The following is a 26,603-nucleotide window of genomic DNA, read 5'->3' on the forward strand; positions in this document are numbered from 1 at the left end:
TGAGGGCGATCGCGACCACCTGGCGCACGCTCGCCGAGTCGTCCACGATCATGACCGTCTTGCTCATCTCAACCTCCGGGTCAGAAGAATGTGATATCGGAGGCGCCGCGTCCCTGCGACGCGACGCCCTGGTGATTGTCCAGTTGTTCGGCCATCGTGTAGGTGCGGCGCAACTCGTCAAGCCACAACCCGGCGTCGATGGTCTGCGATTGTGTTCCCTGTTCGCGCTGACGCTGTCTCTCCTCCAGGTGGCCGGCCAGCCGTTCCATGTCGCCCGATGCCTGGCACAGGATCTGCGTCACCCGATCCTGGAACTGAAGCGCCACCAGCACCTCGGCGATCTCACCCTGGACCGCGACACCCACCTCGCGCAGCAGCGCCGCCGAGCCTGAGAGTCCGTCCGCGCCATGCTCGAAGCTGTCGACCACGGCGTGAATCGCCCGCTCGGCACCCTGCACCAGTCGGGCATCCTCTTCCGCGTAACGCGCCGCACTGTTGCGGGTGAGCAGGATGGCGTCGTTGATCGCCCGCACGCGGGCGCTGATCTGCTTGCCGGTTTCGCCCGAGAGTGCTGAGAGATTGCGCACCTCACCCGCGACGATGGCGAAGCCGCGTCCGGCCTCGCCAGCGCGGGCGGCCTCGATGGCGGCGTTGAGTGCGAGCAGATTGGTCTGATCGGCGATGCGGGCGACCGCCGTTGCCATGGCCTGGAGTTCCGACGTGAAGGCCGCCAGATCCTGGACCTGACCGAGCATCTCGTCCTTGGCTTGCAGGGATGCGCGCAGGGATTCAAGCACCAGATCGAGTTCGCGGCGGCTGTCCGCAAGCATGGCCGACAGGCTGCCGGATCCGTCACCGGAGAGGTTGCCTGCTGTCTGATTGGAGAGTGCCATGGCCGATTCCAGCCGGTCATAAATGCCGGCAAATCGCTCGGTCAGACGGGTGATGGCGTCTTCGGTCTGGTGACGCGCGGTCTCCACCTGACGGCCCCAGATGGGCAAGACCTGGACGCAGAGCTGATCCAGCCCTTCGATGCAGAAAGGGGCTGGCGGAATCTCCGCCAGAGTCGTGGCGCGCGTCCGGGCGCAGGCATCCCGCATGGCAACGTGCGTCAGCCAGGCCGTCGCGAGACTGGCGAGGATTCCGCAAAGCATGAGGATGCTGGCTTGAATGATGGGCGTCAAAGCCTGACCGAAGATCAGCAGGCCTGCCCCGAGCAGCCCGATGAGCACAGGAAAGGTGGCCGGCCAAACGCCGCGTCCAAGTCTTTCAGGAACCGACATGCGCTTCTCTCCTCAAGGCGTTGCTCTGACTGAGGCCGTCGTCGCGCAAGTCAGTCAGACGGCTGAAGACCGCGACTTTGCTGCCTGCATTGCAGGCGCGCAGATCCCGTAACAGATCCAGACCGCTGCATCGGGAAGCAAGATGTTCAGCGCGACAGGATCGGGCTCAAAACCCGTCAGAGCGCACCGCGCATTGGCCTGATTGCTGGCTTATAAGCGATAAACGATACGTTGGCAAGATCCCTGAATATCTCGAACAGACGCTGCCAAGCGGCCAGAGTCGTGCACGCGAGTCCGGGAACTCGGTGTTGGCTGGGAGCGCTTTGCAGATGACGCTCACCAGATCAGCGATTTTTTGTTTTGATTCCCCAGGGCGAAAAAACGGACGGGGATCCGTAGCGGAGTCTGGCTTTCAGTGCCGCGCGCCGTCTGGCCCAGCGCCGCGCATCCCGTCGCATCTTCAAGACGACGACGCTCGACAGGATGAGCATCGCACCACTGACGAGGATCAGCAGATGAGAGACGCCGGAGACATCGAAGGCGCTGGCAATCGCGGCGACACCCCCAAGCAGGAAGGCATAGGGCACGGCTTCATACACTGGCTTCGGCATCCACATGGGGCCACCGCTGAATGTTCAGTGTCGTAAAAGCTGGGCGCCCGACGCTGTCATCACATCCCTGGCTGGGTCGGTGCCTGGCGGGATAGGGTCAAAGGCCAGGCGTTGATGAAAACGCCACAGCGAATGCCTGTCTGACGATTTGAGTTGACTGACGTGCAGTCATGCACAGTCAGTCATCAAAATGCTGGTGGCTACGCCCTGACTCGAACAGGGGACCCTCGCATTATGAGTGCGATGCTCTAACCAACTGAGCTACGTAGCCGGGAAAGACGGGCGATTATAGGGAGGCGGCTCAGGGGCGTCAATGGGCCGTGGCGCCCTAAACCGCGTCCAGAGCGAGATACTGAGTTTCCAGTGAGTTCGGCGCTTGGTGCATCCACAGCCCCTGGCGGAGACGCGGTTTAATTTTATATTTCTCTTAAACCGCGCCAGCTCCAACAATCATCGATTCCGCCAAGGCCGGTCCAAACCCAAAACATCGCGTGCCGCACTGGGCGCGGTTTAAACATTGAACCGGAAATGAATGATGTCGCCGTCCTTGACGACATATTCCTTGCCCTCCGAGCGCAGTTTGCCGGCCTCTTTCGCCCCCTGTTCGCCCTTGCAGGCGACGAAGTCCTCATAGGCGATCACTTCGGCACGGATGAAACCGCGCTCGAAATCGGTGTGGATGACGGCGGCGGCCTTGGGCGCTTTGGCATCCTTGGGGATGGTCCAGGCGCGGACCTCTTTGGGGCCGGAGGTGAAATAGGTCTCCAGCCCCAGTAATTGATAGCCCGCGCGCACGACCCGGTTCAGTCCGGGTTCGTCGAGCCCCAGTTCGGCGAGGAATTCATCGCGCTCGGCGTCTTCGAGTTCGACGATGTCGGCCTCGATGGCAGCACAGACCGCCACGACCTCGGCCCCCTCTTCGGCGGCGAGCGCCCTGACCCTGTCCAGGAGCGGATTATCGACAAAGCCGTCCTCGGCCACATTGGCGATGTACATGGTCGGCTTGGCGGTCAGCAGAAAGAGATCGCGCAGCTCCAGCAGCGCCTCTTCGTCCAGCCCCAGTGAGCGTACCGGCCTGCCGGCGTCCAGTTGATCGCGCGCCTGTTCCAGCAGCGCCTTGCGGGTCAGGATCTTTTTATCGCCGGTCTTGGCCGCGCGCTGGGCGCGATCCAGCGCCCGTTCGACCGACTCCAGATCGGCCAGCGCCAGTTCGGTGTTGATGACCTCGATGTCGTGCAGCGGATCGACCCGACCGGCGACATGCACCACGTCGTCGTTTTCAAAACAGCGCACCACATGCGCGATGGCGTCGGTCTCGCGGATGTTGGCGAGGAATTTATTGCCCAGCCCCTCGCCCTTGGAGGCACCTGCGACCAGCCCGGCGATATCGACGAACTGCATGGTGGTCGGCAGCACCTTCTGAGGTTTGGTGATGGCGGCGATCACATCGAGTCGCGGATCGGGCAGCGGCACCACGCCGACATTGGGGTCGATGGTGCAGAAGGGGTAGTTCTCGGCCGCGATGGTGGCCCTGGTGAGAGCGTTAAAAAGGGTCGATTTGCCGACGTTGGGCAGGCCGACGATACCGCATTTGAATCCCATGTCTGATTTAAACCGCGTTTGGTGGAGGTGTATGGTTGGGTCGGTGTTGCGTTCAGGATCAGCGCAATCATGCAAGGGCGGCGCTGACGCGGTTTAAATCAATTTAGCAATTTAAACTGCGGCAACGTCTGCGGATTGCGGGGACGCAGTTTAAACCGCGCCCGGTACGGTATGTGATATTTGAGAATTGAGTCAGCCTTGGCAGAATCGACGTCCGTTCGAGCGGGCGCGGTTTAAAATATTAAAAAATATAAAATTTTAAACCGCGTCTCCACTGATGGAGATGACATCTCCAAAGCCAAATACAAACTGAAAATGACGCCTATCGCGCTGGACGCGGTTTAACGGTTGTAACGATCCTCGAAGCGGACGATGTCGTCTTCGCCGAGATAGCTGCCGGACTGCACCTCGATCAGCTCCAGCAGGATGCTGCCGGGATTCTCCAGCCGATGCGTGGCGCCGACGGGGATATAGGCGGACTGATTCTCCGTCAGCAGAAAGGAGCGCTCGTCGCAGGTCACGCGCGCGGTGCCGGAGACGACGATCCAGTGCTCGGCGCGATGGTGGTGCATCTGGAGCGACAGCGACTCGCCCGCCTTCACGATCAGTCGCTTGACCTGATAACGCGCGCCCTGGCCGATGGCTTCGTAAGACCCCCAGGGACGATGGACCTGTTGATGATGACGGTATTCGTTGCGCTGTTCGCGTTGCAGAAACTGGGTGACGGTCTTCACATCCTGGGCACTTTCCTTGCTCGCCACCAGTACCGCGTCCGGGGTCTCCACCACGATCAGATCATTGACGCCGATGGCTGCCACCATGCGATGCTGGGCGATCAGCAGATTGTTGTGTGCGTCGTGCACGAAGGTGTCGCCATCGAGCACGTTACCGCCCGCGTCCTGCTCGCGAACCTCCCACAGCGCCGACCAAGCGCCGACATCCGACCAGCCGGCATCCAGCGGCACCACGACCGCTGGAGGCAGATCGGCGGTGTCTCCGGCCAGATGCTCCATCACCGCATAGTCGATTGAGTCGCTGGGGCAGGCGCCGAAGAGATCGGGATCGAGTCGCAGGAAAGCGCCGTCCACGCGGGCGCCGGCAAAGGCACTGGCGGCGGCCTGGGCGATGTCGGGGCGGAAGCGTTCGATCAGCGCGAGCCAGAGCGATGCCTTGAGCACGAAGATGCCGCTGTTCCAGAGATAACCGCCGGAGGCCAGATACTCCTGCGCGGTACTGGCGTTCGGTTTTTCGACGAATCCAGACAGCACATAAGCGTGGCCGGTCAGACCTTCGATCTCATAGGTCGATCCCTGACGGATATAACCGTAACCGGTTTCGGGCTTGGTCGGGACGATGCCGAAGGTCACGACTGCGCCGGTGCGGGCGATGACGCACGCATCGGCCACGGCAGCGCGAAAAGCAGGCTCGTGACGGATGCTGTGATCCGCCGGCATCACCAGCAGGATCGGATCGATGTCCGACCGGGTTGCCGCCAGCGCGGCCAGCGTCAGGGCCGGGGCCGTGTTGCGACCCTTGGGTTCGAGGATAATCCCGGCGGAATGCCGTTCGATGAGCCGCAACTGTTCGGCGACCAGAAAACGATGGTCCTCGTTGCAGACCACCAGCGGATCCAACAGTGCAAGCGCCTGGCGCGGATGCTCCGCGTCCAGCCCATCGAGCCGCCGCACCGTTTCCTGGAGCATGGTGTGCTCGCTGGCCAGAGGCAGGAACTGTTTCGGATAGGCCTCGCGGGACAACGGCCAGAGCCGTGTTCCTGAGCCGCCGGAGAGGATCACGGGTTGCAGGGGCATCGTAAACTACCTGGACGGATGAGTGGGACGGGAGAAACCGCCCGATTAGAGCAACACGGCCCCATTGAGGTCAAATGAACCGCCGGAGGTTGGACGCAAACCATGCTGAATCCCGAACTCGATTTCCTGACTGCGTTACTGCGCGACATCGCTGCAACCGAGATCATGCCGCGCTTTCACTGTGCGCGAACCGAACGGAAGGCCGATGGTAGTCTTGTGACCGCCACGGATCTCGCGGTGCAGACCCGATTGGTCGCCGCCCTGGACCGTGCCTTTCCCGGCATCCCGCTGCTCGGTGAAGAGATGAGCGGCACGGAGCAGGCGCGTCTGCTCGCCGCCGCCGATCAGCGAGTCTGGGTGCTGGATCCGTTGGACGGCACCAGCAACTATGCGCTCGGCTTTCCCGGCTTCGCCATCTCGCTGGCGCTAATCGAACAGGGACGGACGGTGCTGGGTATCGTCTTCGACCCGGTGCGGGACGAATGCTTTACCGCCGCGCGCGGCCTGGGCGCCTGGTTGAATGGCGAGCCGCTCCGCCCTGTCCTCAATGGACAGCCGGGCACGCTCGGCAGCGATCTCGAACTCAGCGACTGTCTCGCCATGATCGATCTGAAACGACTGCCGCCCGCCGCGCTGCCCGCGCTCTTTCGTCCCGGCGGCTTCCGCTCGCAGCGCAACCTGGGGTCGGTCGCGCTGGACTGGTGCTGGCTGGCGGCGGGACGTTTTCAGCTCTATCTGCACGGCAACCAGCGACTCTGGGACTATGCCGCCGGTCGGCTGATCGCCGACGAGGCCGGCGTGCCCTCGCGACACTATCAGACCGATGGCGTCACGCCAGCCAGGGAACCGAGTCTGGAACCGCGACTGGCGGTTGCGGCGATGAGCGACGCGCTGCTGGAACGCTGGCTCGCCTTCCTGGATCTGCCCTGGCGCGCGCATTGAAGCGCGTGGCGGACGACCATTGGTTATTCCTGAATCAGGCACTTCAAGATGAGCGACAACATCGACAGTCTCGATATGGATCTCGCCAGCGGCATCGCCGCCTTCGAGTCCAAGCAGTTCTCGCGGGCAGCGGGCCTCCTTGCTCCGCTCGCCGAGCAGGGCCATGCGGAGGCCCGCTACCGCATGGCGATCATGGCCCAGAACGGACTGGGGATGCTGCCCAATCCCGCGCTGGCCTACAGTTACATGAAAAGCGCCGCCGAGGCCGGTCTTGGATTCGCCCAGCATGGCCTCGGCTTCATGTACATGGAGGGCGAATGCACCGACCGGAATCCAGCTCAGGCCGTCATCTGGCTCAGGAAAGCCGCAGACCAGGGACTCGTTGGCTCGCTGACCACACTGGCGATGCTGTATGAAGAAGGGCGCGGCGTCGAACGGGATCTGGATGAGGCGCGGCGGCTTTATCGCCTCGCCGGGTTTGATGAAGTTTGAACCCCTGTTTGGTGCTGGCTTCGGTGAGGCGTGTGCAGATCACCGATGCCGAAGATTGGCATTAGGGCAAAGTGCCGCCAAAGGCCTTGACGGTCTCTTCGCTGTCGCGTCCCGAGACGGTTTTGCCTGTGGCATTTTCGATCAGCCCGAGCAGGGCCGATGCTCGGTGGCGGATGAATACGTCGAAGTGATCCGCGCGAAATTCAGCCACAGGAATGGCGTGTGAAATCAAAAACCCGTCAAGGTTTCCACTGCTTACCTGTTTGTTTTTCTCAATGCGTGCCAGATAAACGCTCGGCGCATCCCCGCTGATAAATCGATTGGTGCCTGCTGCCAGCGGTGCCTTGTTGACCACGCTGTTCCATTTGTCTCGCGGCAGCTTGTTGGCCTCACACCAGACCCGTGGAAAGAGATGGTGGATATCGATGGCATTGTTGAAGTAGGTATTGAGGTCAATGGGCGTGCCACTGATGAAATCCTGACTCCCGTGTTTCATCAGCAATGCCGCCAAACCCTTGTAGGCGGCGGCTAACCTGGATTGCAGTGAGAGTAAACGGGTCGGGGCGAAATTGGCATCCCGAATCGTGCGCGGCTCCAGACCACCGCCGATCCACTGAATCATCTCCGGTAGATCCATGGCGAAGCGGGTTTCATTGGCACCGCCGTAGAGTTCGCCGAACACGCCGCTCCAATACCAACGCAGCAATTGCTGCTTCACACCATGCTGCGTCACGCTGCTCGCCAGTTGAGCGCAAATGGTCGCCAGCGGGATCAGTTGCGTGGCGTATGGAAGCCCCTTGGTGTCGAAGATTTTCTCCTCGGCAAGCAATTCCGCCGCCTTTTTGAATCCCTCCTCGACATGCCCCTGAAGTCGTGTGAAATCGGCAAGTTCGAGACGCAGAACATCCGCACGCTTGCAGGAAACGGCCGTCTTGCTGTTCAAATGCCGTTGATAACTGGCAAGCAGCGTCACAGCCGTCAAGAAGCTGGTGCCATCGACTGCTTTGAGGATTTCATGCTTGGCGGTCAGACGCACACGGCGGGCGTCCCAATCTTCCCTCAGATTGAAATCGCTTGCCGCAAAGGTGGCCGTCATCAACTCAAAGACCGTGAGCGTGACACCACCGGTATTGACCTTCTCGAACACCTGACAGACCGCTTCACGCGGCGTATCCTGTGTAAGCTCAATAGCCGGTACCTTGAACTGCTGGAAGCGTAGCCAGATCTCGTTGCGGAACCGCTGCATAAACTGCATGGCTTCCGAGTCGAACTTGAAGTAGGCGCTGAAACCGCTTTCCCAGTGCATGAAGCCCTGGATATCGAACACTAACGCCACTGGGAAGAACCGCTGCGCAGCGCGAGGTACATGGATGTCAGGCGCTGTTGCCCGTCCAGTACGAAGGTCTTCGGTATCGGTGCCGGTTGTAGCGTCACCCCTGCGAACAAACGCGGTTTGAAAGGAACACCGCCAGCTTCAAGAAACATCACGGCCCCGATGGGGTAAGACAACGACAGGCTGGCGATCAGCGATTTGATGTGCATGTCGTCCCAGACCCAGCCACGCTGAAAATCCGGTAACTGTGTCTCGCCTTTGGCGATCGCATCCAAAACGTCTTTCAGGGCAGGCTCTGCGGTTTTGAAACTCATGATTTAGCGATCTCTTGGCTGATTCCGTCAGTACGAGTGCCATTGAATTAGGTGAAATTAGCGGCGGTGACGGACAAATATCGGTGCGTCACGATTTACCTGTTGGCAAGTGGTGGCGCCCACCTAAAATGGCGCCGAAACCGAACGCGGCTGGCCATTCTTGTCCACGGCGACATAGGTGAACTGGGCCACGGCGACCTGCTGACGGCTCTGCGGATCGGGTTCACGCTGCGCCCAGATCTGAATCTCGACCGTCATGGAGGTGCGACCGACATGGAGCAGTCGCGCAAAGGCTTCCACCAGATCGCCGACCAGGACCGGGGCGAGAAAGCGGAATTCCTTGACCGCCACGGTGGCGACCCGCCCTCCGGCAACCTGGATGGCGATGGTCGCCCCGGCCAGATCGGCCTGCGACAGCAGCCAGCCGCCGAAGATGTCGCCATAGGCGTTGGTTTCGCTCGGCATGGCGATGACCCGGGTGGCCAGTTGCCAGGTCTTGGGATCGATGTCACGCGGGATGCTTGGATCGGCTCTATCCACGGTCAGATTCGCTCCCGGCAGGACAGTGGGCTGGAAGAGGGTTTCAGTCTGTCGGTCATGGCGTCCATATTTTCATGAAATTGAAAGGCGATGTTGAACCGCAAAGAACACGAAGAATGTCAGAATCCTGTGCTGTCCGACGGCTTTAGCGGCGGATGCAGCACAGCAGAAGAGTCACATGTTGTTTTTTACTTTGCGTCCTTTACGCCTTTGCGGTTCAAACTGCGGGATTGAGGTTTATAGGGTTCCATCAATTGGCGACCAACGATAACCCAACGAACGCTGTGATGCCGTTTCCTGTGACCTGCGAGATCCCCTACCGTCCTGACAGCGCCGGGCTGTTCGCGGCGCTGCGCACCGCTTCCTGGCCGGTCTTTCTCGACAGCGGGCGTCCACTCAGCATTCAGGGCCGTTATGACATCCTCACCGCCGATCCGGTCAGGACGCTGGTCACGCGCGGAGCCTGGACCGAGATCCGCACGGCGGACGGCGTCCGGATCTCAGCGGACGATCCATTTGCGCTGCTGGCCGAGGCGCTTGGCCCTGTCCGACCCGCCTGTCATGGACTGCCGTTCGCTGGCGGCGCCATCGGTTATTTCGGCTACGACCTGGCGCGCCGTCTGCTGCCGCTGCCAAACCTTGCGCAGGATGCCGAGAATCTCCCGGAGATGGCGGTCGGCATCTATGACTGGGCGCTGGTCGTGGATCATGTCGATCGGCGGACCCGGCTGGTCGCGCCGGACGCATCCAGCCTGAGCGCACGCGCGGATCAGTTGGCGGCGGTGCTGGCCGGGCGGCCGGAAGCGCCGGGTGGCGGATCCTTCCGGGTGCTCGACCGGGTGCGTCCGAACATGAGCCACGAACGCTATCTGCAATCCATCGCACGAATCAAGGCTTATCTGCACGCCGGTGACTGTTATCAGGTCAATCTCGCCCGCCGTTTCGCCGCGCCCGCCGTGGGCGATCCCTGGCCGGCCTATCGTCTGTTGCGCACACTCAACGCAGCACCGTTCGGCGCCTATCTGGAGACGCCCGACTGGCAGATTCTCTGCTCGTCCCCGGAGCTGTTTCTGTACGTGCGCGACGGCGAGGTCGAGACCCGGCCCATCAAGGGCACCTGTCCACGCAGCCCGGATGCTGACGCGGACCGGCGACTGGCGAATGCCCTGCGTCTCAGTCCCAAGGACCGCGCCGAGAATCTCATGATCGTCGATCTGCTGCGCAACGATCTGGGCCAGGTCTGCGCCACCGGCAGCGTACAGGCGCCCCGGCTGTTCGCGATCGAGACCTTCGCCCGTGTGCATCATCTGGTCAGCACCGTGACTGGGCGGCTGGCGGCGGGGCGGACGGCGGTGGATCTGCTGCGCGCCTGTTTCCCCGGCGGTTCCATCACGGGTGCGCCCAAGCGGCGTGCAATGGAGATCATTGAGGAACTGGAGCCGCACCGGCGCGGCGTCTACTGCGGGTCGATCGGCTATCTGGGATTCGACGGCGCCATGCAGACCAATATCACCATCCGCACCCTGGTGCAGTCAGCCGGGATCATCCGGCTATGGGCGGGCGGCGGCATCGTCGCCGATTCCGACCCCGAATCCGAATACCGTGAGACCTGTCATAAGGCCGGCCCGCTGCTCGATCTGCTCGCCAGGAATGCGGCGGGGATGAGCGCGAATCGGGCAAAGATCTCCGCATAATGGACAGCGGAAAACAATAAGGTCTTTGTGTTAAAGTTCCGTGCCGTTTTGGCGACCGACCGCGCATGTGGCTGGGTTTGGCGACGTGACAGTCGGCACCGATACTATTCGGCACATACCAACACAACCCACAACGGGGGATCTACATGACAGGTTTTGCCCTTTCGTTCGCCATCATCGCGGGGATCGCGGCCGTCGTCTACGGCTTGGTCGTCGTCGCCTGGATCAATAAACAGTCCGCCGGATCAGGACGCATGCAGGACATCGCGGCGGCCATCCAGGCCGGCGCCCAGGCCTATCTCAATCGGCAGTACACCACCATCGGCATCGTCGGTGCCGCGCTCTTTCTCGTCCTCTGGTTCGCGCTCGGCATGGCGACCGCCGGCGGTTTCGCGGTTGGCGCCATTCTCTCCGGTCTCGCCGGCTATATCGGTATGAACGTGTCGGTGCGCGCCAATGTCCGCACCGCGCAGGCCGCGACCGTGAGTCTCGATTCCGCGCTCGCCATCGCCTTCCGTGGCGGCGCCGTCACCGGCATGCTGGTGGTGGGCCTGGGCCTGCTCGGCGTGGCCGGTTATTTCGCCTTCCTCGGCGCCAATGAAGCGGCGCTGCATGCGCTGATCGGTCTGGCCTTCGGTGGCTCGCTGATCTCGATCTTCGCCCGTCTTGGCGGCGGTATCTTCACCAAGGGCGCCGACGTGGGCGCGGATCTGGTCGGCAAGGTCGAGGCCGGTATCCCTGAGGACGATCCACGCAATCCGGCTGTCATCGCCGACAACGTGGGCGACAACGTCGGCGACTGCGCCGGTATGGCCGCTGACCTTTTCGAGACCTACGCGGTCACCATCGTCGCCACCATGGTTCTCGGCGGACTCCTCTCCAAGGCCGCTGGCGGTTTCGATATCGACTATGTCCTCTATCCGCTGGTGCTGGGCGCGGTCTCCATCATCGCCTCCATCATCGGTTCCTACCAGGTGAAGATGGCGCCGGGCGGCAAGATCATGGGCGCGCTCTATCGCGGCATGATCGTTTCAGGCGCTTTGGCCTTTGTTGGCTTCGCCGTCGTGACCGCGCTGTTCATGTGGGATCATCTCTTTGCGATGCTCTTCTGCACCCTGATCGGCTTAGCGCTCACCGCTGCGCTGGTGGTCATCACCGAGTACTACACCGCGACCGAATTCCATCCGGTTCGTTATGTCGCTGAAGCCTCGCAAACCGGCCACGCCACCAACGTCATCGCCGGTCTCGCGGTCTCCATGAAGTCCACCGCGCTGCCGGTGCTGGCGGTCTGTCTGGCGATCTGGGCCTCCTATGCGGTCGGCGACCTCTACGGCATTGCCATCGCCGCCACCGCCATGCTCTCCATGGCCGGCATGGTCGTCGCCCTCGACGCCTATGGCCCGATCACCGATAACGCTGGCGGCATCGCCGAAATGTCCGGTCTGCCCAAGGAAGTGCGCCAGATCACCGACGCACTGGATGCGGTCGGCAACACCACCAAGGCCGTCACCAAAGGCTACGCCATCGGCTCCGCCGGTCTGGCGGCGCTGGTGCTGTTCGCGGACTACACCCATAACCTTGAAGCCGCTGGCAAGCTGGAAGTCTTCAGCCTGTCCGACCCGGCTGTCATCATCGGTCTCTTCATCGGCGGCTTAGTGCCGTATCTCTTCGGCGCCATGGCGATGGAAGCCGTCGGTCGCGCCGCGAGCTCGGTCGTGATCGAGGTTCGCCGTCAGTTCAAAGAGATCAAGGGCATCATGGAAGGCACGGCCAAGCCGGACTATTCGCGCGCCGTTGACCTGCTGACCAAGGCCGCCATCAAAGAGATGGTCATTCCCTCGCTGCTGCCGATCCTGGTGCCCGTCGTGGTCGCGGTCAGCATGAACATCCTCATGGGTGATGGCGCCGGCATCCGCGCACTCGGCGGTCTGCTGATCGGCACTATCGTCACCGGTCTCTTCGTCGCCATTTCCATGTGCACCGGCGGCGGTGCCTGGGACAACGCCAAGAAGTACATTGAGGAAGGCAACTTCGGTGGCAAGGGTTCGGAGGCGCACAAGGCGGCCGTCACGGGCGACACCGTCGGCGACCCCTACAAGGATACCGCCGGTCCTGCCATCAACCCGCTGATCAAGATCATCAACATCGTGGCCCTGTTGCTGGTGCCGTTGCTCTGATCGCGAGCGGTCTGAAGGCCCGGGTCAGTCAAACCGGGCCAGGATGACCAAAAAGGCGCGGCATTGGCCGCGCCTTTTTTATGTGACACATGGCAAAATGCGTTCCCGGTATGTACCGGCCTGCAAGCGGGTTGCCGGCTTGGTCGGTCTATTCGCTCATCCTGTTCCAGTGACGCTCGATAACAGCGACAGACACGGAGATTGCTATGCGTGCATCCGAATTGCTGCGGACCAAGGCGATCAATGCCGATCATGTTGCTCACGGTAGTGGGTTGCGGCGGATCCTGGGTCCGCTGGACCTGACCCTGCTTGGTATCGGCGCCGTCATCGGTGCGGGCATCTTCGTCCTGACCGGTGTCGCTGCCGCGACCAAGGCAGGGCCGGCCATTGTTCTGTCCTATGTCGTCGCCGGATTTGCCTGTGCCTTTGCCGCCATGGCCTACGCCGAATTGGCTGCTGCCATCGGTGGCTGCGGCAGCGCTTACGGCTACACCTACGCCGGCATGGGTGAACTGATCGCCTGGGTCATCGGGTGGGATCTGATCCTGGAGTATTCGGTTGCGGTCTCGGCGGTTGCCATCGGCTGGTCGGGTTATGCGAATACCGCCCTTGAGGCAGTCGGTCTGGGGTTGCCGCCGGAGTTGCTCAGGGGGCCGCTGGAGGGCGGGCTGGTCAACCTGCCAGCGTTCGTCATCGTGCTGGTTCTCGGCCTGCTGCTGGCCGTGGGTGTGCGCGAGAGTGCGCGGGTCAACGCGGCCATGGTCTTCATCAAGCTTCTGGCGATCACGGTTTTCGTCGTTATTGCCTCCTCCCATGTGGAGCCGGCTAACTGGACCCCTTTTATGCCATTCGGCTGGGGCGGCATGATGGGTGGGGCGGCGCTGGTCATCTTCGCCTATCTGGGATTCGACGCGGTCTCGACTGCCGCCGAGGAGGCCCGCAACCCCCAGCGCGATCTGCCGATCGGCATCCTGGCCTCGCTCGCGGTCTGCACCCTGCTCTATATCCTGGTCGCCGGACTGCTGACCGGCGTCGCTCACTACTCGACCCTCAACGTGTCCGACCCCGTGGCGGAGGTGATTCTGCGGCTGGGTTATCCCTGGGGTGCCGGGCTGGTGGCGGCCGGGGCGATCGCCGGGCTCACCACGGTGATGCTCGCCATGTATTACGGGCTGACCCGGGTGTTTCTGGCCATTGCCCGTGACGGCCTGCTGCCACCTCTGTTCGCGCGGATCGACCGCCGTACCCAGACACCGTTGACAGTGATCCTCGCGACCGGATTCGCGATGGCCTTCATTGCCGGTTTCACCCCGATCGGTGCGGTCGCGAAGCTGGTGAATCTCGGTACCCTGGCGGCCTTTTTTCTGGTCTCGGTGGGTGTTTTGGTGCTGCGTCGCAGGCACCCTGATCTGCCGCGTCCTTTCCGCATCCCTTTTTCGCCCCTGTTCCCGCTTCTGGGCGCCTTCTTCTGTCTGATCCTGGCGGTGAGCCTGCCCTGGCAGACCTGGGCCGCCTTTGGCGTCTGGCTCGCCATCGGGCTCGTCATCTATTTCGTCTATTCCCGCCACCACAGCGCACTGGCGGTCAATCCTGAATCCCTTGGAAACGATTCGCTCCGCAGCCAGGCAAGTTGACCGTGGTGGCGGGAGGTTCCATGACAACTTTTGATCGAGGCTAATAACGGATGCTGCATGAATTCATCGATTGGATCCTGGCGACGGTCCATGGCTGGGGATATGTCGGGATCTTCATTCTGATGGCGCTGGAGTCCACCGTTCTGCCGGTACCCAGCGAACTGGTGCTGATTCCGGCCGGGTATCTTGCCTATCAGGGAGAGATGAATCTGTTCCTCATTCTGCTCGCCTCAACTATTGGCAGTCTGGCGGGGGCTGGCGTCAATTATGGATTTGCGCTTTGGGTGGGGCGGCCTTTTCTGGATCGTTACGGAAAATATTTCTTCGTGCGGCCCGCGCTTCTGCATAAAACGGATGTCTTCTTCGAGAGGCATGGCGCCATCTCTACGTTCACCGGGCGCCTCATTCCAGGGATCCGACATCTGATCTCGCTTCCTGCCGGGCTGTGTCGCATGCGGTTATCCGTTTTTGTCTTCTATACCTGTCTCGGGGCGGGGATCTGGTCGGCGATCCTGATCGCGCTGGGATATTTCATCGGCGGCAACGAGATGCTGCTGAAAGAGAATCTGCATCTGATGACGCTGGTGGTGCTGGTCTGCGTTGGCCTGATTCTGTCCGGCTATTATCTGTGGCAGCGACGTCAGCCGGCTTAACCGCGAGGCCGGACGCCGGCCTCTGCGGAACCGGATCTTACTCGGTAATATTCAACTCCACCTTCGGACTGGCGAGAATCTTCTGCATCCCTAAGCGTTTTTCGACATTGATGAGGATTGGTCCGGCGATATTGGCGTTCAGGCCGGGTTTCGCGTCCTGGCCGGGCTCCTCCTGCTTCCACAGCATCAGCAGCACCGCCACATCGTCCGGACGCTCGGCCTGAAGCAGCGTCTGTTCGTCGTCGGTCAGCTCCAGTTCATAATTCAGTCCATAGAGTTTGGGATCGACGAAGGTGAAGGTAATCTCGGGGCGGTCTTCCGACTCCATCCAGTAAACCCGTCCGGATTCGGTGTCCGAATGGAACAGGTTATAGCGGGTCTGATCCTCGAAACCGGGGATCCCTCTCGGGAAGACCAGCTTTTGTGTCGATGAATCGGAAGCGGTCTGTTCGGTCATGATCCAATCCTCAATAACGAGCGTGGAAAAGAGTGCCTGAAAATCGCATGGAAATCTCGTGGGATCAAGCTGCTCTGACGGCGAGCGGAGACATCGGCGCGCCGGATGAATCGGGCTCCCGCCGTCACATCATAGACACCCTGATCGAGGCGCGCGATCTGGTCCGGCTCTATCCCGGCGTGCGTGCCGTGGATGGCATCAGCTTTCGGGTTGAGCGCGGCCAGTGTTACGGTCTGCTTGGACCGAACGGAGCGGGCAAGACCACGACCCTAGAGATGCTGGAAGGCATTCAGACGCCCACTTCCGGCGTGGTGCTCTATCGCGGTCAACCCCTGGGGCGCAATTATCGCGAATCCATCGGCATTCAGTTCCAGGCCACCGCCCTTCAGGATTTTCAGACCGTGGGCGAGTCGCTGGCCATGTTCGCCAGCCTCTATCGACGCACGGCGGATCGCGACGAGTTGATCCGGCTCTGCAATCTGTCCGACATCCTGGATCGTGACACCCGCAAGCTTTCAGGCGGTCAGCGCCAGCGTCTGTTGCTGGCGATTGCGCTGGTCAACGATCCCGATCTGGTCTTTCTGGACGAGCCGACCACCGGGCTCGATCCGCAGGCCCGGCGCAATTTCTGGAGCCTGATCGAGCAGGTCCGCCGGCGCGGCACCAGTATTCTGCTGACGACTCATTACATGGAGGAGGCCGAGCGTCTGTGCGACCGGGTTGCGATCATTGATCGCGGGCGGATGATCGTCGAGGGGAGCCCGGCGGCGCTGGTGCGGCAGCATTTTCCGGCCCGTCTCATTCATCTGCCGGACACCGCCTGGCCGGCAACCCTGCCCTTGCCGCCAGAAGCCCTGGTCCGTCATGGTGAAATCGAGATCCAGGCCGAAGACGTGCCGCTCACACTGGCTGAACTGGAACGTCTCGGCGTCGATCTGAGCGCCTTGAGGGTCGCGACGCCCAATCTGGAAGACCTCTTTCTGAAGCTCACCGGACATGCGCTCAGAGCTTAAACCGCGTCCAGCTTAAACCGCGTCCAGCGCGATATGCGTCATTTTCATTTTGTGTTTTGCTTTGTGGATGTCTACGACCTCAGTGGAGACGCGGTTTAAAATGTTAAATTTTTTAACCCCTTAAACCGCGCTCGCTCCAGCAATTGTCGATACTGCCAAGGTTGATCCAATCCAAAAACATTGCATGCCGCACAGGGCGCGGTTTATGTGGTCATGGCCTGGACGATGATCTCCGCCGCTTCCTCCGCCGAGAGACGGGTCGTGTCGATGCGGATCTCGGGCTCTTCGGGCGCTTCATAAGGGCTGTCGATGCCCGTGAAGTTCTTGAGCATTCCCGCCCGCGCCTTGCGGTAGAGCCCCTTGGGATCGCGTGCTTCGGCCACTTCAAGCGGGGTGTCGATGAAGATCTCGATGAACTCGCCGTCCGGCAGCAGTTGCCGCACCATGCGGCGCTCGCTGCGAAAGGGCGAAATGAACGCGGTGAGGACGATCAGGCCGGCATCGGTCATGAGTCTGGCCACCTCGCCGACACGCCGGATGTTCTCCACCCGATCCGCCTCGGTAAAGCCCAGATCCCGGTTCAGCCCGTGGCGGACGTTGTCGCCATCGAGCAGAAAGGTATGGCGTCCCAGTGCGTGGAGCTTCTTTTCAACCAGATTGGCGATGGTCGATTTGCCCGATCCGGACAAGCCGGTGAACCAGAGCAAGCGCGGCTGCTGGTGCTTGAGCGCGGCGTGGGCGGCGCGATTGACCTCAATCGCCTGCCAGTGGATGTTATGGCTGCGCCGCAGGGCGAAATGGATCATGCCGGCACCGACCGTGGCACTGGTCAGACGGTCGATGAGAACAAAACCGCCGAGATCCGGGTTGTCGGTATAAGGCTCGAAGGGCAGCGCCCGATCAAGCGAGAGATTGCAGACGCCGATCCCGTTCAGCCCCAGGGTCTTGGCGGCTTCGTGCGTCAGGGTGTTGACGTTGATCTGATATTTCAGGTCGGTCACGGTCGCCGTGACCACATTGGTCGCGAGCTTGAGCAGATAGGGACGCCCCGGCAGCATCGGTTCGCCGGCCATCCACACCAGCGTGGTCTCGAACTGGTCAGCGACCTCCGGCGGCTGGTCGGCGCGGGCGATGACCTGACCGCGCGAACAGTCGATCTCGTCGGCCAGGGTCAGGGTGACTGACTGACCGGCGCGTGCCTCGTCAAGATCGCCATCGAAGGTGACGATGCGTGTGACAGTGGATGTCTGGCCGCCCGGCAGCACACGTACCGCGTCGCCCGGACGCACCCAACCGCTGGCGATCTGGCCCGAGAAGCCGCGAAAATCCAGATTGGGACGGTTGACCCACTGCACCGCCAGCCGGAACGGATGCTCCTGCATCCGGTCGGCATCGAGATTCACCGTCTCCAGATGCTCCAGCAGCGCCGGGCCGGCGTACCAGGGCATGGCGTCGCTGCGCCTGGTGATGTTGTCGCCCCGGAGCCCCGAGAGTGGGATGGCGGTGAAAGGGCCGATGCCGATCCGGTCGGCAAAGTGGCGATAGTCAGCGACGATGCGCTCAAAGACCGCCTGATCATAATCAACCAGATCCATCTTGTTGATGGCCAGCACCAGGTGTCGGATGCCGACCAGATGGGCGAGATAGCTGTGACGCCGGGTCTGGGTCAGCACACCCTTGCGTGCGTCGATGAGGATCACCGCCAGATCAGCGGTCGAGGCGCCGGTCACCATGTTGCGGGTGTACTGCTCGTGCCCCGGCGTGTCGGCGACGATGAACTTGCGCTTCTCGGTGGCGAAAAAGCGGTAGGCGACATCAATGGTGATGCCCTGTTCGCGCTCGGCGGCCAGACCATCAACCAGCAGCGCGAAATCGATCTCCTGGCCCTGGGTACCGACCCGTTTTGAATCGGCTTCGAGCGCCGCCAGATGATCCTCGAAGATCAGTTTGCTGTCATAGAGCAGACGCCCGATCAGGGTCGATTTGCCGTCGTCCACGCTGCCGCAGGTGATGAAACGCAGCATGGTCTTGTGCCGATGCCGGTCCAGATAGGCATCGATGTCCTGGGCGATCAGGTCATCGGTCTGGTAGATGGGATCGTTCATCAGAAATAGCCTTCCTGCTTTTTCTTTTCCATGCTGGCCGACTGGTCGTGGTCGATGGCGCGCCCCTGACGCTCTGAGGTCGTCGTCAGCAGCATCTCCTGGATGATCTCGGGCAGCGTGCTGGCCGTGCTCTCGACTGCGCCGGTCAGCGGATAGCAGCCGAGGGTGCGGAAGCGGATGGAACGCGGGATCACCTCCTCGCCTGCCTGCAAGGGAAAACGTTCGTCATCGACCATCAGAATCAGACCGTCGCGTACCACGGTCGGACGCGGCGCGCTGAAATAGAGCGGCACGATCTCGATCCCTTCGAGATGGATATACTGCCAGATGTCGAGTTCGGTCCAGTTCGAGATGGGAAAGACGCGGATGCTCTCGCCTTTGGCCTTGCGCGCGTTATAGAGCTTCCAGAGTTCCGGACGCTGATTTTTCGGATCCCAGCGATGATTGGCCGAGCGGAAGGAAAAGATCCGCTCCTTGGCCCGGCTCTTTTCCTCGTCGCGTCGCGCGCCGCCGAAGGCGACATCGAAGCCGTGCAGGTCGAGCGCCTGTTTCAGACCTTCGGTCTTCCAGATGTCGGTGTGCAGTGCGCCGTGATCGAATGGATTGATGCCCCGTGCGAGCGCCTCGGGATTCCGGTAGACGATGAGTTCCATCCCCGCTTCACGCGCGGCCCGGTCGCGCAGTCGGTACATGTCCTGAAATTTCCAGGTGGTATCCACGTGCAGGAGCGGAAAGGGCGGCGGCGAGGGATAAAAGGCCTTTCTGGCCAGATGCAGCATGACCGCCGAATCCTTGCCGATCGAATAGAGCATCACCGGCGTCTCGGCCTCGGCCACGACCTCGCGCAGGATATGGATGCTCTCCGATTCCAGTTGTTCAAGATGTGTCAGTGTTTTCATTGTTATCGATTGACTCGGGAGACCGCTGATGGACACGCCGGGATTGCCCTTTCGCCGATCCTTCTGGATCCTGCCGTTGCTCTGTCTGATCGCCTTGCCGGGAGCGGCGGAATCGCCCGGTCTGTCGGCGGTGGTTCAGGATGCCACCCAGACACCTCAGATCAATCCGGCCAGCTCGGGCAAACCCGCCCTGATGCTGGCGAACACCTATCAGGAAGGCATCGATCTGTCGGTCTATTGGGTGAGTGAAAAGCTCGATGGTGTGCGCGCCTACTGGAATGGTAAGCGACTTGTCAGTCGTGGCGGAAATCCGATTCAGTCGCCCGACTGGTTCACGGCCGGTTTTCCGTCAGAGCCCCTGGATGGCGAACTCTGGATGGGACGCGGCACCTTCGAGCGTCTATCTGGCGCGGTGCGACGACAGACGCCCGATCCCGATGTCTGGCGGACGGTGCGCTTCATGGTCTTCGATCTGCCGGGAGTGGATGCGCCCTTCGGGCAGCGGCTCCAGTCACTCAGGCGGATCCTGGCCGGTTCGCCGAGTCATTATCTGGCGCCGGTCGAGCAGTTCCGGGTTGCCGATCATGCCGAACTGATGGCGCGACTCGATGCCGTCGTCGCGGCTGGCGGCGAAGGACTGATGCTGCACCGGGACGGTTCCAGTTATCGCGCCGGTCGCACCAACGATCTGCTCAAGGTCAAGCCCTATCAGGACGCCGAGGCGCGGGTGATCGGGCACCTGCCCGGTCAGGGCAAATATGCGGGCATGCTCGGCGCCCTGCTGGTCGAGGACCGGGAAGGACGCCGCTTCCGGCTTGGCAGCGGCTTCACCGATGCGCAACGGCGCGATCCCCCGTCCGTTGGCAGTCTGGTGACCTTCAAATATCGGGGTTACACGAATAAGGGAACACCCCGCTTCGCGAGTTTTTTGCGGGTGCGGGCGGAGGAATAGGCCGGCTTCGGGTGATTTCCTGAAAAAACCATACCTGATCGCACGTCTCGAATAGACAGGAGTAACAGGATTTTTCAGGGTGGACAGGATTTCAACCGATTGTTTTGAATCCTGTTAATCCTGAGTCATCCTGTTAATCCTGTCCAATGAGCGGTCTCTCAGGTGGATAAAAACCTTCCCGGAAAGCGCCTAAATCTCTATTTTTGCGCGTTGCGGTTCAATCGCTTTTCAGGATCAAAGCTGACGGCAGGCCGTCAGGGTGACGGGCTGCTGGGGACGACCGGAGCGGGTGCCCTGGGCCTCGACGGCCTTGACCACATCCATGCCCTCGACCACTTTGCCGAAGACGACATGCTTGCCGTCCAGCCAGGGCGTGGCGGCGACCGTGATGAAGAACTGCGAGCCGTTGGTGTTGGGGCCGGCGTTAGCCATGGACAGCATGCCGGCCTCGGTGTGTTTGAGTGTGAAATTCTCGTCGGCAAATTTCTCGCCATAGATCGACTCGCCGCCGGTGCCGTTGCCACGGGTGAAGTCGCCGCCCTGGATCATGAACTCAGGGATGATGCGGTGGAAGGGGCTGCCGGCGTAGGTCAGATCCTTGCCACTCTGGCCCTTGCCCTTCTCACCGGTGCAGAGCGCACGGAAGTTCTCTGCCGTCTTGGGCACCACATCGGCGAAGAGTTCGACGGTGATGGTTCCGGCTGGCTGGTCGCCGATGCTCACATCAAGCGCCACCCTGGGGTTGGCCGCGAGGGTAGGGGTGGCGATGACGGCGGCGAGGATGCCGGCGAGGTAGTTCGACGGATTGGACATGCTGTCTCCTGTGGGAGGTTGAGAAAAATTGCGACGGTAAAACGGTCGGTCAGTCGTCTGTCAGCAGTTCGTGCAGGACTCGACGGGTAGCGCGCGGCGGATCCAGCCCGGTCCGGCCCGCCCGCCGGCCATGCCTTCGCTGACATCGTAGACGTTGGTAAAGCCCTGCCGCTGCAATTCCTGCTGCATGTAACCGCTGCGGTTGCCGGTGCGGCAGATGAGTGCGATGGGCGCTGACTTGTCCCCGCCGACTTCAGCCAGCACCTTGCTGGCGAAGCCGGACGGGCCTTGCGGATCCTGCATGTCGATCCGATGCGCGACCGGGGCAACGCCGGTCTGGCGCCACTCAATCGGGGTGCGGATGTCGATGAGTGTGATCTCGCCAGCACGGGCCTTGTCGAGCGCCTCGGGTGCCGTCAGGGTGGGACCACCGGCCTGTGAGCAGCCGACGCCGAACAGGAATGCGGCACCAAGCAGTACGGAGAAGCGGCGGGGATATTGAGATAGCCTGTTCATGGTTGGGTCCAAAAGGGTTGTTTCTGAGCAATGCCCGCGCTTGATTGAGCGAGTCGCCATGATTTGGTCAGAGGCGCGGAATGCAAGGGACTGCATCGGGGAAAGCTTGAAGCGCCTGGTGCGTGCGGATCGGTTGTGGAAGGTCTGATCCCCGACGCACCGGCGCTGCTTGATGCAATCCATTGCAGCGGCTCACTGAGCCGGTGCGTCAGATCGCTTCAGGCACCATGACAATCGCCCCGCATGGACATTCGGCGTTACAGATGCCGCAGCCCTTGCAGTAGTCGTAATTGACCGCGAAGCGCAGTCCGGGACCGAGCTTGACGATGGCGTTATCCGGGCAGACGCCATAGCAGTTGTCGCACTCGAAACAGTTGCCGCAGGAGAGACAGCGCCGCGCCTCGAAGAGCGCATTGCCCTCGTCGAGACCGCCGACGACCTCGTCGAAGGTGGATTGGCGACGGATCAGATCGAGCGTCGGCTGCACCTGTTTGGGCGCATCGTCGTAGTACCAGGTGTTGAGCCGCTCAGGTGTCGCCAGATCGTGCTTGGGTGCGGGCTCATGGACGACACCGCGCAGCCAAGCGTCGATATGACGCGCGGCCTTCTTGCCATGACCGATGGCGACGGTAACGGTACGTTCGGATGGCACCATGTCGCCACCGGCGAAGATGCCGGGCCGTCCGGTCATCATGTTCTCGCCGACCTGCACCACGCCGTCCCTGATCTCCAGCCCCGGCACATCGTTCAGCAGTGACAGATCCACGTCCTGACCGAGCGCCAGCACCAGCGAATCGGCCTCCAGCGTCTCGACTTCACCGGTCGGCTGGGGGAATCCCTTCTCATCGAGCGCCATCTTCTCGACCGTGAGCGTGCCCTCGTCGGACATGTTCTTGATGGTCGAAAGCCATTTGATGAGGATGCCTTCTTGGAGGGCTTCTTCGACCTCGAAGTCGTGGGCGGGCATCTTCTCGCGGGTACGGCGGTAGACGATGATGGAATCGGTCGCGCCCAGCCGCTTGGCGGTGCGCGCCACATCGAGCGCGGTGTTGCCGCCGCCATAGACCACCACGCGCCGCCCGAGCAGCGGCTGTTCCTCGCCTTCCATGCCGCGCAGCACCTGCATGGCGTCAAGCAGATGGGCCGCCTCGCCAGCGGGGATATAGGCGCGTTTGGCAATGTGCGCGCCGACGGCGAGAAAGGCGGCGTCGAATTGCCCCTCACGCATGGTCTCTTCGATGTTCGCGACCTTGGTGTTGAGCCTGAGGGTGACGCCAAGATCGAGAATGCGCTGAATCTCAGCCTCCAGCACCGCGCGCGGCAGACGGTATTTGGGGATGCCGAAGCGCATCATGCCGCCGGCCATGGGGCCGGCCTCGTGGATGGTCACCCGATGCCCCAGACGCGCCAGATGATAGGCCGCCGAGAGTCCGGACGGACCGGCACCGACCACCAGCACCTGTTTGCCGGAGTCGCTGGCCGGCGGATCGAACGACCAGCCCAGCCGGATCGCCTGATCGCCAAGGAAGCGCTCGACCGCGTTGATGCCGACCGATTGATCCAGGTTCCCGCGATTGCAGGACGATTCGCAGGGGTGATAACAGACCCGGCCCATGACCGCCGGCATGGGATTGTCCTGCACCAGGGCGCGCCACGCCTGCTCGTAGTCGCCCGATTCGGCGTGGAACAGCCAGCCCTGGATGTTCTCCCCAGCGGGACAGGCATGATTGCAGGGCGGCAGACGATCGACATAGACCGGGCGATAGGTGCGCCAGCTCCCGGTCTTGTTGGCGAGCGAGGAACCGACATCGAGTGTGATGGCAAAAGGCTTTTCCATGATCAGTCTCCCATCCCGGTCGTGGCGTCAATCAGTCCGAAGCGCCGGATATTCCGGTCGGCCAGCGCCTGGATCCGGTCAATGGCAGCGGTATTGAGGACCGGCGCAAAGAGGTGCGCGAAGCGTTTCTGTGGTTTCAGATAATCCTCGACCGGCAGTTGCCGGCGGATTTTGGAGACGCCGGTCAACTCGCCATGTTCCGCCTCGATCACCGGGAAGATGCCGGTCTCCTTGGCCAGCCGGGCGATGCGGATGGTGTCCCAGGAATTGGTGCCCCAGCCCAGCGGACAGGGCACGAAGACATGGATGTAACGTGCGCCCCGGATCTCCATCGCGCGCTTGACCTTGGCCTCCAGATCGCGCAGTTCGGACACGATGGCGGTGGCGACATAGGGGATCTCATGCGCCATCGCGATCAATGGCAGGTTCTTGCCCTGACCGAAGACATTGCCGGGTTCCGTACCGACCGCTGGCGTGGTCGCGGTGCGCGCCGCGCCGGGCGTGGCCGAGGAACGCTGCACCCCGGTGTTCATATAAGCCTCGTTGTCGTAGCAGATATAGAGCACGTCATCGTTGCGCTCGAACATCCCCGAGAGGCAGCCGAAACCGATGTCGGTGGTGCCCCCGTCGCCGCCCTGTGCGACCACGCGGACATCCTGGCGACCCTTGACCCGCAGCGCGGCGGCGATGCCGGTCGCGACCGCAGCGGTGTTACCGAACAGCGAATGGATCCAGGGGATCTGCCAGGAGGTTTCGGGATAGGGCGTGGAGAAGACCTCCAGACAGCCGGTCGCGTTGGCCGCGATCAACTGGTTGTCGGTCGCCATCATGGCCGCGTCGATGGCATAGCGTGCGCCGAGCGCCTCGCCGCATCCCTGACAGGCGCGATGGCCCGAGTTGAGCGAGTTGGTGCGCCGCATGTCGGCCTGCACCGAACGCTGCGAGGGATCGAGCAGACGGTTGCCGACGGTGTGGGTGCCGGTCTGATAGAACTTGACGATACTGGCAGTCATGGCGTTCGTCTCCCTTAAACGGCGCCTGCGGCCACGACACCCAGGTCGCGCAGCAGGTTTTCGGCGATCGGTCCCGAGCGGCGCGTCTGGCGCTCGCGTTCCAGTTCGCGGTTGACCGCGTTCCAGTCCAGATCGAGGAAGGTCAGTTGTTCCAGCTCGTCATCCATCGCCTTGAGCAGGAGACCGTGCAGGGAGCTCTTGGTGATGGCGCGCCCGCCGAGCCCGGCGACCACGCCATAGAGCCGCTGGGGACGGTCGCGCATCGCGGTGCGCACGTCGCGCGAGACGATCCCGCCGACACCGACCGCAAAACACTTCTCGACCACCACCACGCGGTGCGCATTGCGGGTCGCATGCCGGATCGCATTGGTCGGGAAGGGGCGGAAGGAGGTGATGCCCAGAACCCCGATCTTATGACCGGCCTCGCGCAGATCGTCCACCGTGTCTTTGATGGTTCCCAGCACCGAGCCCAGGGCCACCACGATGGTCACGGCGTCATCGGTACAATAGGTTCGGATCAGACCGCCCGAGTCACGACCGAACTGCTGCCTGAACTCGGTCGCCAGTTGCGGAATCAGATCCAGCGCCTGCATCTGTCTGGCGTGGGCCAGATAACGCACCTCGGTGAAGGCTTCGGGGCCGACCATCGCCCCGATTGAAACCGGCTCACGGGGATCAAGCACCTGACGCGGTTCATAGGGCGGCAGATAGGCATCGACCTGTTCCTGAGTCGGAATGTCCACCTGTTCGTAGGCATGGGTCAGAATGAAGCCGTCCATGCAGACCATGATCGGCAGCGAGATCTCCTCGGCCAGTCGAAACGCCTGGATATGCAGATCAGCCGCTTCCTGATTGTTCTCGGCGAAGAGCTGGAGCCAGCCTGCATCACGCATCGACATGGCGTCGGTGTGGTCGTTCCAGATGTTGATCGGCGCACCGATGGCGCGGTTGGCGAGTGTCATCACAATCGGCAGACCCAGCCCCGAGGCATTCCAGACCGCCTCCGCCATGAACAGCAGACCCTGGCTCGCGGTTGCCGTATAGGAGCGGGCGCCGGTCGCGGAGGCGCCGATGGCGACCGACATGGCGGCGAATTCGGACTCGACGTTGATGAATTCGCAGCCTTGCAGGGTGCCGTCCCGCACCATTTCGCTCAAGCCTTCGACGATGTGCGTCTGGGGCGAGATCGGATAGGCGCAGATCACCTCTGGCCGGCACAGTGCGACGGTCGCTGCGACCGCATGGGAACCTTCACATTGCTTCAGCACAGGCGTAATCCTCCAGCTCATGTTTGACATAATCGTAGGCGGCACTGGCAGCGGCAATGTTGCCGGCGGCCACCTTGCCGGAGAATTTGGCCCGGATCGCCGCGTGCACCGAGTCGAGCGACACCACGCCGCTCATCGCCGCGAAGGCCGCGAGCAGAATGGCATTGGGCAGCGGACGCCCGATATGTTCCATGGCAATCTCAGTCGCCGGGACGGTGCAGAGATGTGCATGGTTCCAGTTGCTGAAGCGTTCGCTGATACCGAGATCGTCGAAATTCTTCCTGGTGTTGATGAGCACGTAGCCGTCCGGCACCAGGCCGTTGAAGACATCGGCCTGATAGAGCAGGGTGGGATCCTGAATGATGAGCCCGTCGGGCTGCATGATGGGCTCGCGCAGCCGGATCTCGCGGTCGGCGATGCGGCAGAAGGCCACCACCGGCGCGCCGGTACGCTCCGAACCGAAACTCGGAAACGCCTGTGCGCGTTTCCCTTCGAGAAAGGCCGCGATGGAGAGCATTTCCGCCCCCGTCACGCAGCCCTGGCCGCCACGGCCGTGAATACGAACCTGAAACATCATGGTCCTGTCCTCCTTTTATTTTTTATGGTTGGCAAGCGCCTCGCATTATGTAGCAGGCATGCAGCGG

General features: G+C 62.0%; 24 protein-coding genes and 1 tRNA gene. 8 read left to right on the forward strand and 17 right to left on the reverse strand.

Going from position 1 to position 26,603, the window contains the following annotated elements:
* Positions 1–80: 80 nt before the first annotated feature.
* The 5 genes from EDC35_RS17630 to EDC35_RS17650 form a co-directional block, all read right to left on the reverse strand.
* Positions 81–1,283, reverse strand: a complete 1,203-nt coding sequence (locus EDC35_RS17630) for a methyl-accepting chemotaxis protein (RefSeq protein ID WP_132978580.1) — start codon at positions 1,281–1,283, stop codon at positions 81–83.
* A gap of 344 nt (positions 1,284–1,627) precedes the next feature.
* Positions 1,628–1,894 (reverse strand): hypothetical protein, encoded by a 267-nt coding sequence (locus EDC35_RS17635; RefSeq protein WP_132978581.1) that lies wholly within the window; start codon positions 1,892–1,894, stop codon positions 1,628–1,630.
* A gap of 194 nt (positions 1,895–2,088) precedes the next feature.
* Positions 2,089–2,165: transfer RNA gene (locus EDC35_RS17640), tRNA-Met, on the reverse strand.
* Positions 2,166–2,404: 239 nt separating this feature from the next.
* Positions 2,405–3,496 carry a redox-regulated ATPase YchF gene (ychF, locus tag EDC35_RS17645; RefSeq protein ID WP_132978582.1) on the reverse strand — a complete coding sequence of 364 codons (1,092 nt, stop codon included), beginning with the start codon at positions 3,494–3,496 and terminating at the stop codon, positions 2,405–2,407.
* Positions 3,497–3,837: 341 nt separating this feature from the next.
* Positions 3,838–5,307: a mannose-1-phosphate guanylyltransferase/mannose-6-phosphate isomerase gene (locus EDC35_RS17650; RefSeq protein WP_132978583.1), complete on the reverse strand. Its 1,470-nt coding sequence runs from the start codon at positions 5,305–5,307 to the stop codon at positions 3,838–3,840.
* 105 nt (positions 5,308–5,412) lie between these two features.
* Here EDC35_RS17650 and EDC35_RS17655 point away from each other — a divergent pair, with 105 nt between their 5' ends.
* Both EDC35_RS17655 and EDC35_RS17660 read left to right on the forward strand, forming a co-directional pair.
* Entirely contained in the window at positions 5,413–6,249 is an 837-nt protein-coding gene (locus EDC35_RS17655; protein ID WP_132978625.1) for an inositol monophosphatase family protein, read from the forward strand.
* Between the two features lie 48 nt (positions 6,250–6,297).
* Positions 6,298–6,741, forward strand: coding sequence for a tetratricopeptide repeat protein (locus EDC35_RS17660; RefSeq protein WP_132978584.1), 444 nt, complete (start codon positions 6,298–6,300; stop codon positions 6,739–6,741).
* Positions 6,742–6,802: 61 nt separating this feature from the next.
* On the opposite strand, the gene EDC35_RS17665 is transcribed toward EDC35_RS17660, so the two are convergent.
* From EDC35_RS17665 to EDC35_RS17670, 3 genes are all read right to left on the reverse strand, one after another.
* Positions 6,803–8,068 (reverse strand): hypothetical protein, encoded by a 1,266-nt coding sequence (locus tag EDC35_RS17665; protein ID WP_243651771.1) that lies wholly within the window; start codon positions 8,066–8,068, stop codon positions 6,803–6,805.
* On the reverse strand, positions 8,068–8,388 hold the full coding sequence (locus EDC35_RS18935) for a DUF262 domain-containing protein (protein WP_243651772.1): 321 nt from the start codon (positions 8,386–8,388) through the stop codon (positions 8,068–8,070). Before EDC35_RS18935 ends, EDC35_RS17665 begins: the two co-directional genes overlap by 1 nt.
* A 123-nt stretch (positions 8,389–8,511) precedes the next feature.
* On the reverse strand, positions 8,512–8,928 hold the full coding sequence (locus EDC35_RS17670; protein ID WP_243651773.1) for an acyl-CoA thioesterase: 417 nt from the start codon (positions 8,926–8,928) through the stop codon (positions 8,512–8,514).
* A 287-nt stretch (positions 8,929–9,215) separates the two neighbouring features.
* Between EDC35_RS17670 and pabB the strand changes: the two genes are divergently transcribed.
* From pabB to EDC35_RS17690, 4 genes are all read left to right on the forward strand, one after another.
* Positions 9,216–10,622, forward strand: a complete 1,407-nt coding sequence (gene pabB, locus EDC35_RS17675) for an aminodeoxychorismate synthase component I (RefSeq protein WP_132978585.1) — start codon at positions 9,216–9,218, stop codon at positions 10,620–10,622.
* A 140-nt stretch (positions 10,623–10,762) separates the two neighbouring features.
* Positions 10,763–12,799 (forward strand): sodium-translocating pyrophosphatase, encoded by a 2,037-nt coding sequence (locus EDC35_RS17680; RefSeq protein ID WP_424565302.1) that lies wholly within the window; start codon positions 10,763–10,765, stop codon positions 12,797–12,799.
* 206 nt (positions 12,800–13,005) lie between these two features.
* Positions 13,006–14,433, forward strand: coding sequence for an amino acid permease (locus EDC35_RS17685; RefSeq protein WP_132978587.1), 1,428 nt, complete (start codon positions 13,006–13,008; stop codon positions 14,431–14,433).
* Between the two features lie 50 nt (positions 14,434–14,483).
* Positions 14,484–15,086: a DedA family protein gene (locus tag EDC35_RS17690; RefSeq protein WP_132978588.1), complete on the forward strand. Its 603-nt coding sequence runs from the start codon at positions 14,484–14,486 to the stop codon at positions 15,084–15,086.
* Between the two features lie 37 nt (positions 15,087–15,123).
* Here the strand turns inward: EDC35_RS17690 and fliW are convergent, their stop codons facing one another.
* A complete protein-coding gene (gene fliW, locus EDC35_RS17695; protein ID WP_132978589.1) occupies positions 15,124–15,543 on the reverse strand; it encodes a flagellar assembly protein FliW in 420 nt (139 codons plus the stop codon).
* A 131-nt stretch (positions 15,544–15,674) separates the two neighbouring features.
* Between fliW and EDC35_RS17700 the strand changes: the two genes are divergently transcribed.
* The gene (locus EDC35_RS17700; protein WP_132978627.1) at positions 15,675–16,556 is read left to right on the forward strand and encodes an ABC transporter ATP-binding protein; all 882 of its coding nucleotides are present in this window, start codon (positions 15,675–15,677) and stop codon (positions 16,554–16,556) included.
* Between the two features lie 203 nt (positions 16,557–16,759).
* Here the strand turns inward: EDC35_RS17700 and cysN are convergent, their stop codons facing one another.
* Both cysN and cysD read right to left on the reverse strand, forming a co-directional pair.
* The gene (gene cysN, locus EDC35_RS17705; RefSeq protein WP_132978590.1) at positions 16,760–18,661 is read right to left on the reverse strand and encodes a sulfate adenylyltransferase subunit CysN; all 1,902 of its coding nucleotides are present in this window, start codon (positions 18,659–18,661) and stop codon (positions 16,760–16,762) included.
* Positions 18,661–19,560, reverse strand: a complete 900-nt coding sequence (gene cysD / locus EDC35_RS17710; RefSeq protein WP_132978591.1) for a sulfate adenylyltransferase subunit CysD — start codon at positions 19,558–19,560, stop codon at positions 18,661–18,663. Before cysD ends, cysN begins: the two co-directional genes overlap by 1 nt.
* A gap of 28 nt (positions 19,561–19,588) precedes the next feature.
* Between cysD and EDC35_RS17715 the strand changes: the two genes are divergently transcribed.
* Positions 19,589–20,512, forward strand: a complete 924-nt coding sequence (locus tag EDC35_RS17715) for a DNA ligase (protein ID WP_132978592.1) — start codon at positions 19,589–19,591, stop codon at positions 20,510–20,512.
* A 234-nt stretch (positions 20,513–20,746) separates the two neighbouring features.
* On the opposite strand, the gene EDC35_RS17720 is transcribed toward EDC35_RS17715, so the two are convergent.
* The 6 genes from EDC35_RS17720 to EDC35_RS17745 all read right to left on the reverse strand — a co-directional run bounded on the left by EDC35_RS17720 (position 20,747) and on the right by EDC35_RS17745 (position 26,536).
* On the reverse strand, positions 20,747–21,325 hold the full coding sequence (locus EDC35_RS17720; protein ID WP_132978593.1) for a peptidylprolyl isomerase: 579 nt from the start codon (positions 21,323–21,325) through the stop codon (positions 20,747–20,749).
* A 60-nt stretch (positions 21,326–21,385) separates the two neighbouring features.
* Positions 21,386–21,841 (reverse strand): rhodanese-like domain-containing protein, encoded by a 456-nt coding sequence (locus EDC35_RS17725; RefSeq protein ID WP_132978594.1) that lies wholly within the window; start codon positions 21,839–21,841, stop codon positions 21,386–21,388.
* Between the two features lie 208 nt (positions 21,842–22,049).
* The gene (locus EDC35_RS17730) at positions 22,050–23,678 is read right to left on the reverse strand and encodes an NAD(P)-binding protein (protein ID WP_132978595.1); all 1,629 of its coding nucleotides are present in this window, start codon (positions 23,676–23,678) and stop codon (positions 22,050–22,052) included.
* A gap of 2 nt (positions 23,679–23,680) precedes the next feature.
* The gene (locus EDC35_RS17735) at positions 23,681–24,691 is read right to left on the reverse strand and encodes a thiamine pyrophosphate-dependent enzyme (RefSeq protein WP_132978596.1); all 1,011 of its coding nucleotides are present in this window, start codon (positions 24,689–24,691) and stop codon (positions 23,681–23,683) included.
* A gap of 14 nt (positions 24,692–24,705) precedes the next feature.
* Complete coding sequence (locus EDC35_RS17740; protein ID WP_132978597.1) at positions 24,706–25,959, reverse strand: transketolase C-terminal domain-containing protein; 1,254 nt, start codon at positions 25,957–25,959, stop codon at positions 24,706–24,708.
* The gene (locus EDC35_RS17745) at positions 25,943–26,536 is read right to left on the reverse strand and encodes a 2-oxoacid:acceptor oxidoreductase family protein (RefSeq protein WP_243651774.1); all 594 of its coding nucleotides are present in this window, start codon (positions 26,534–26,536) and stop codon (positions 25,943–25,945) included. The genes EDC35_RS17740 and EDC35_RS17745 overlap by 17 nt, the downstream gene beginning before the upstream one ends.
* Between the last annotated feature and the right edge of the window lie 67 nt (positions 26,537–26,603).

The sequence above is a fragment of the Thiobaca trueperi genome, from assembly GCF_004342175.1.
Lineage (GTDB): Bacteria > Pseudomonadota > Gammaproteobacteria > Chromatiales > Chromatiaceae > Thiobaca > Thiobaca trueperi.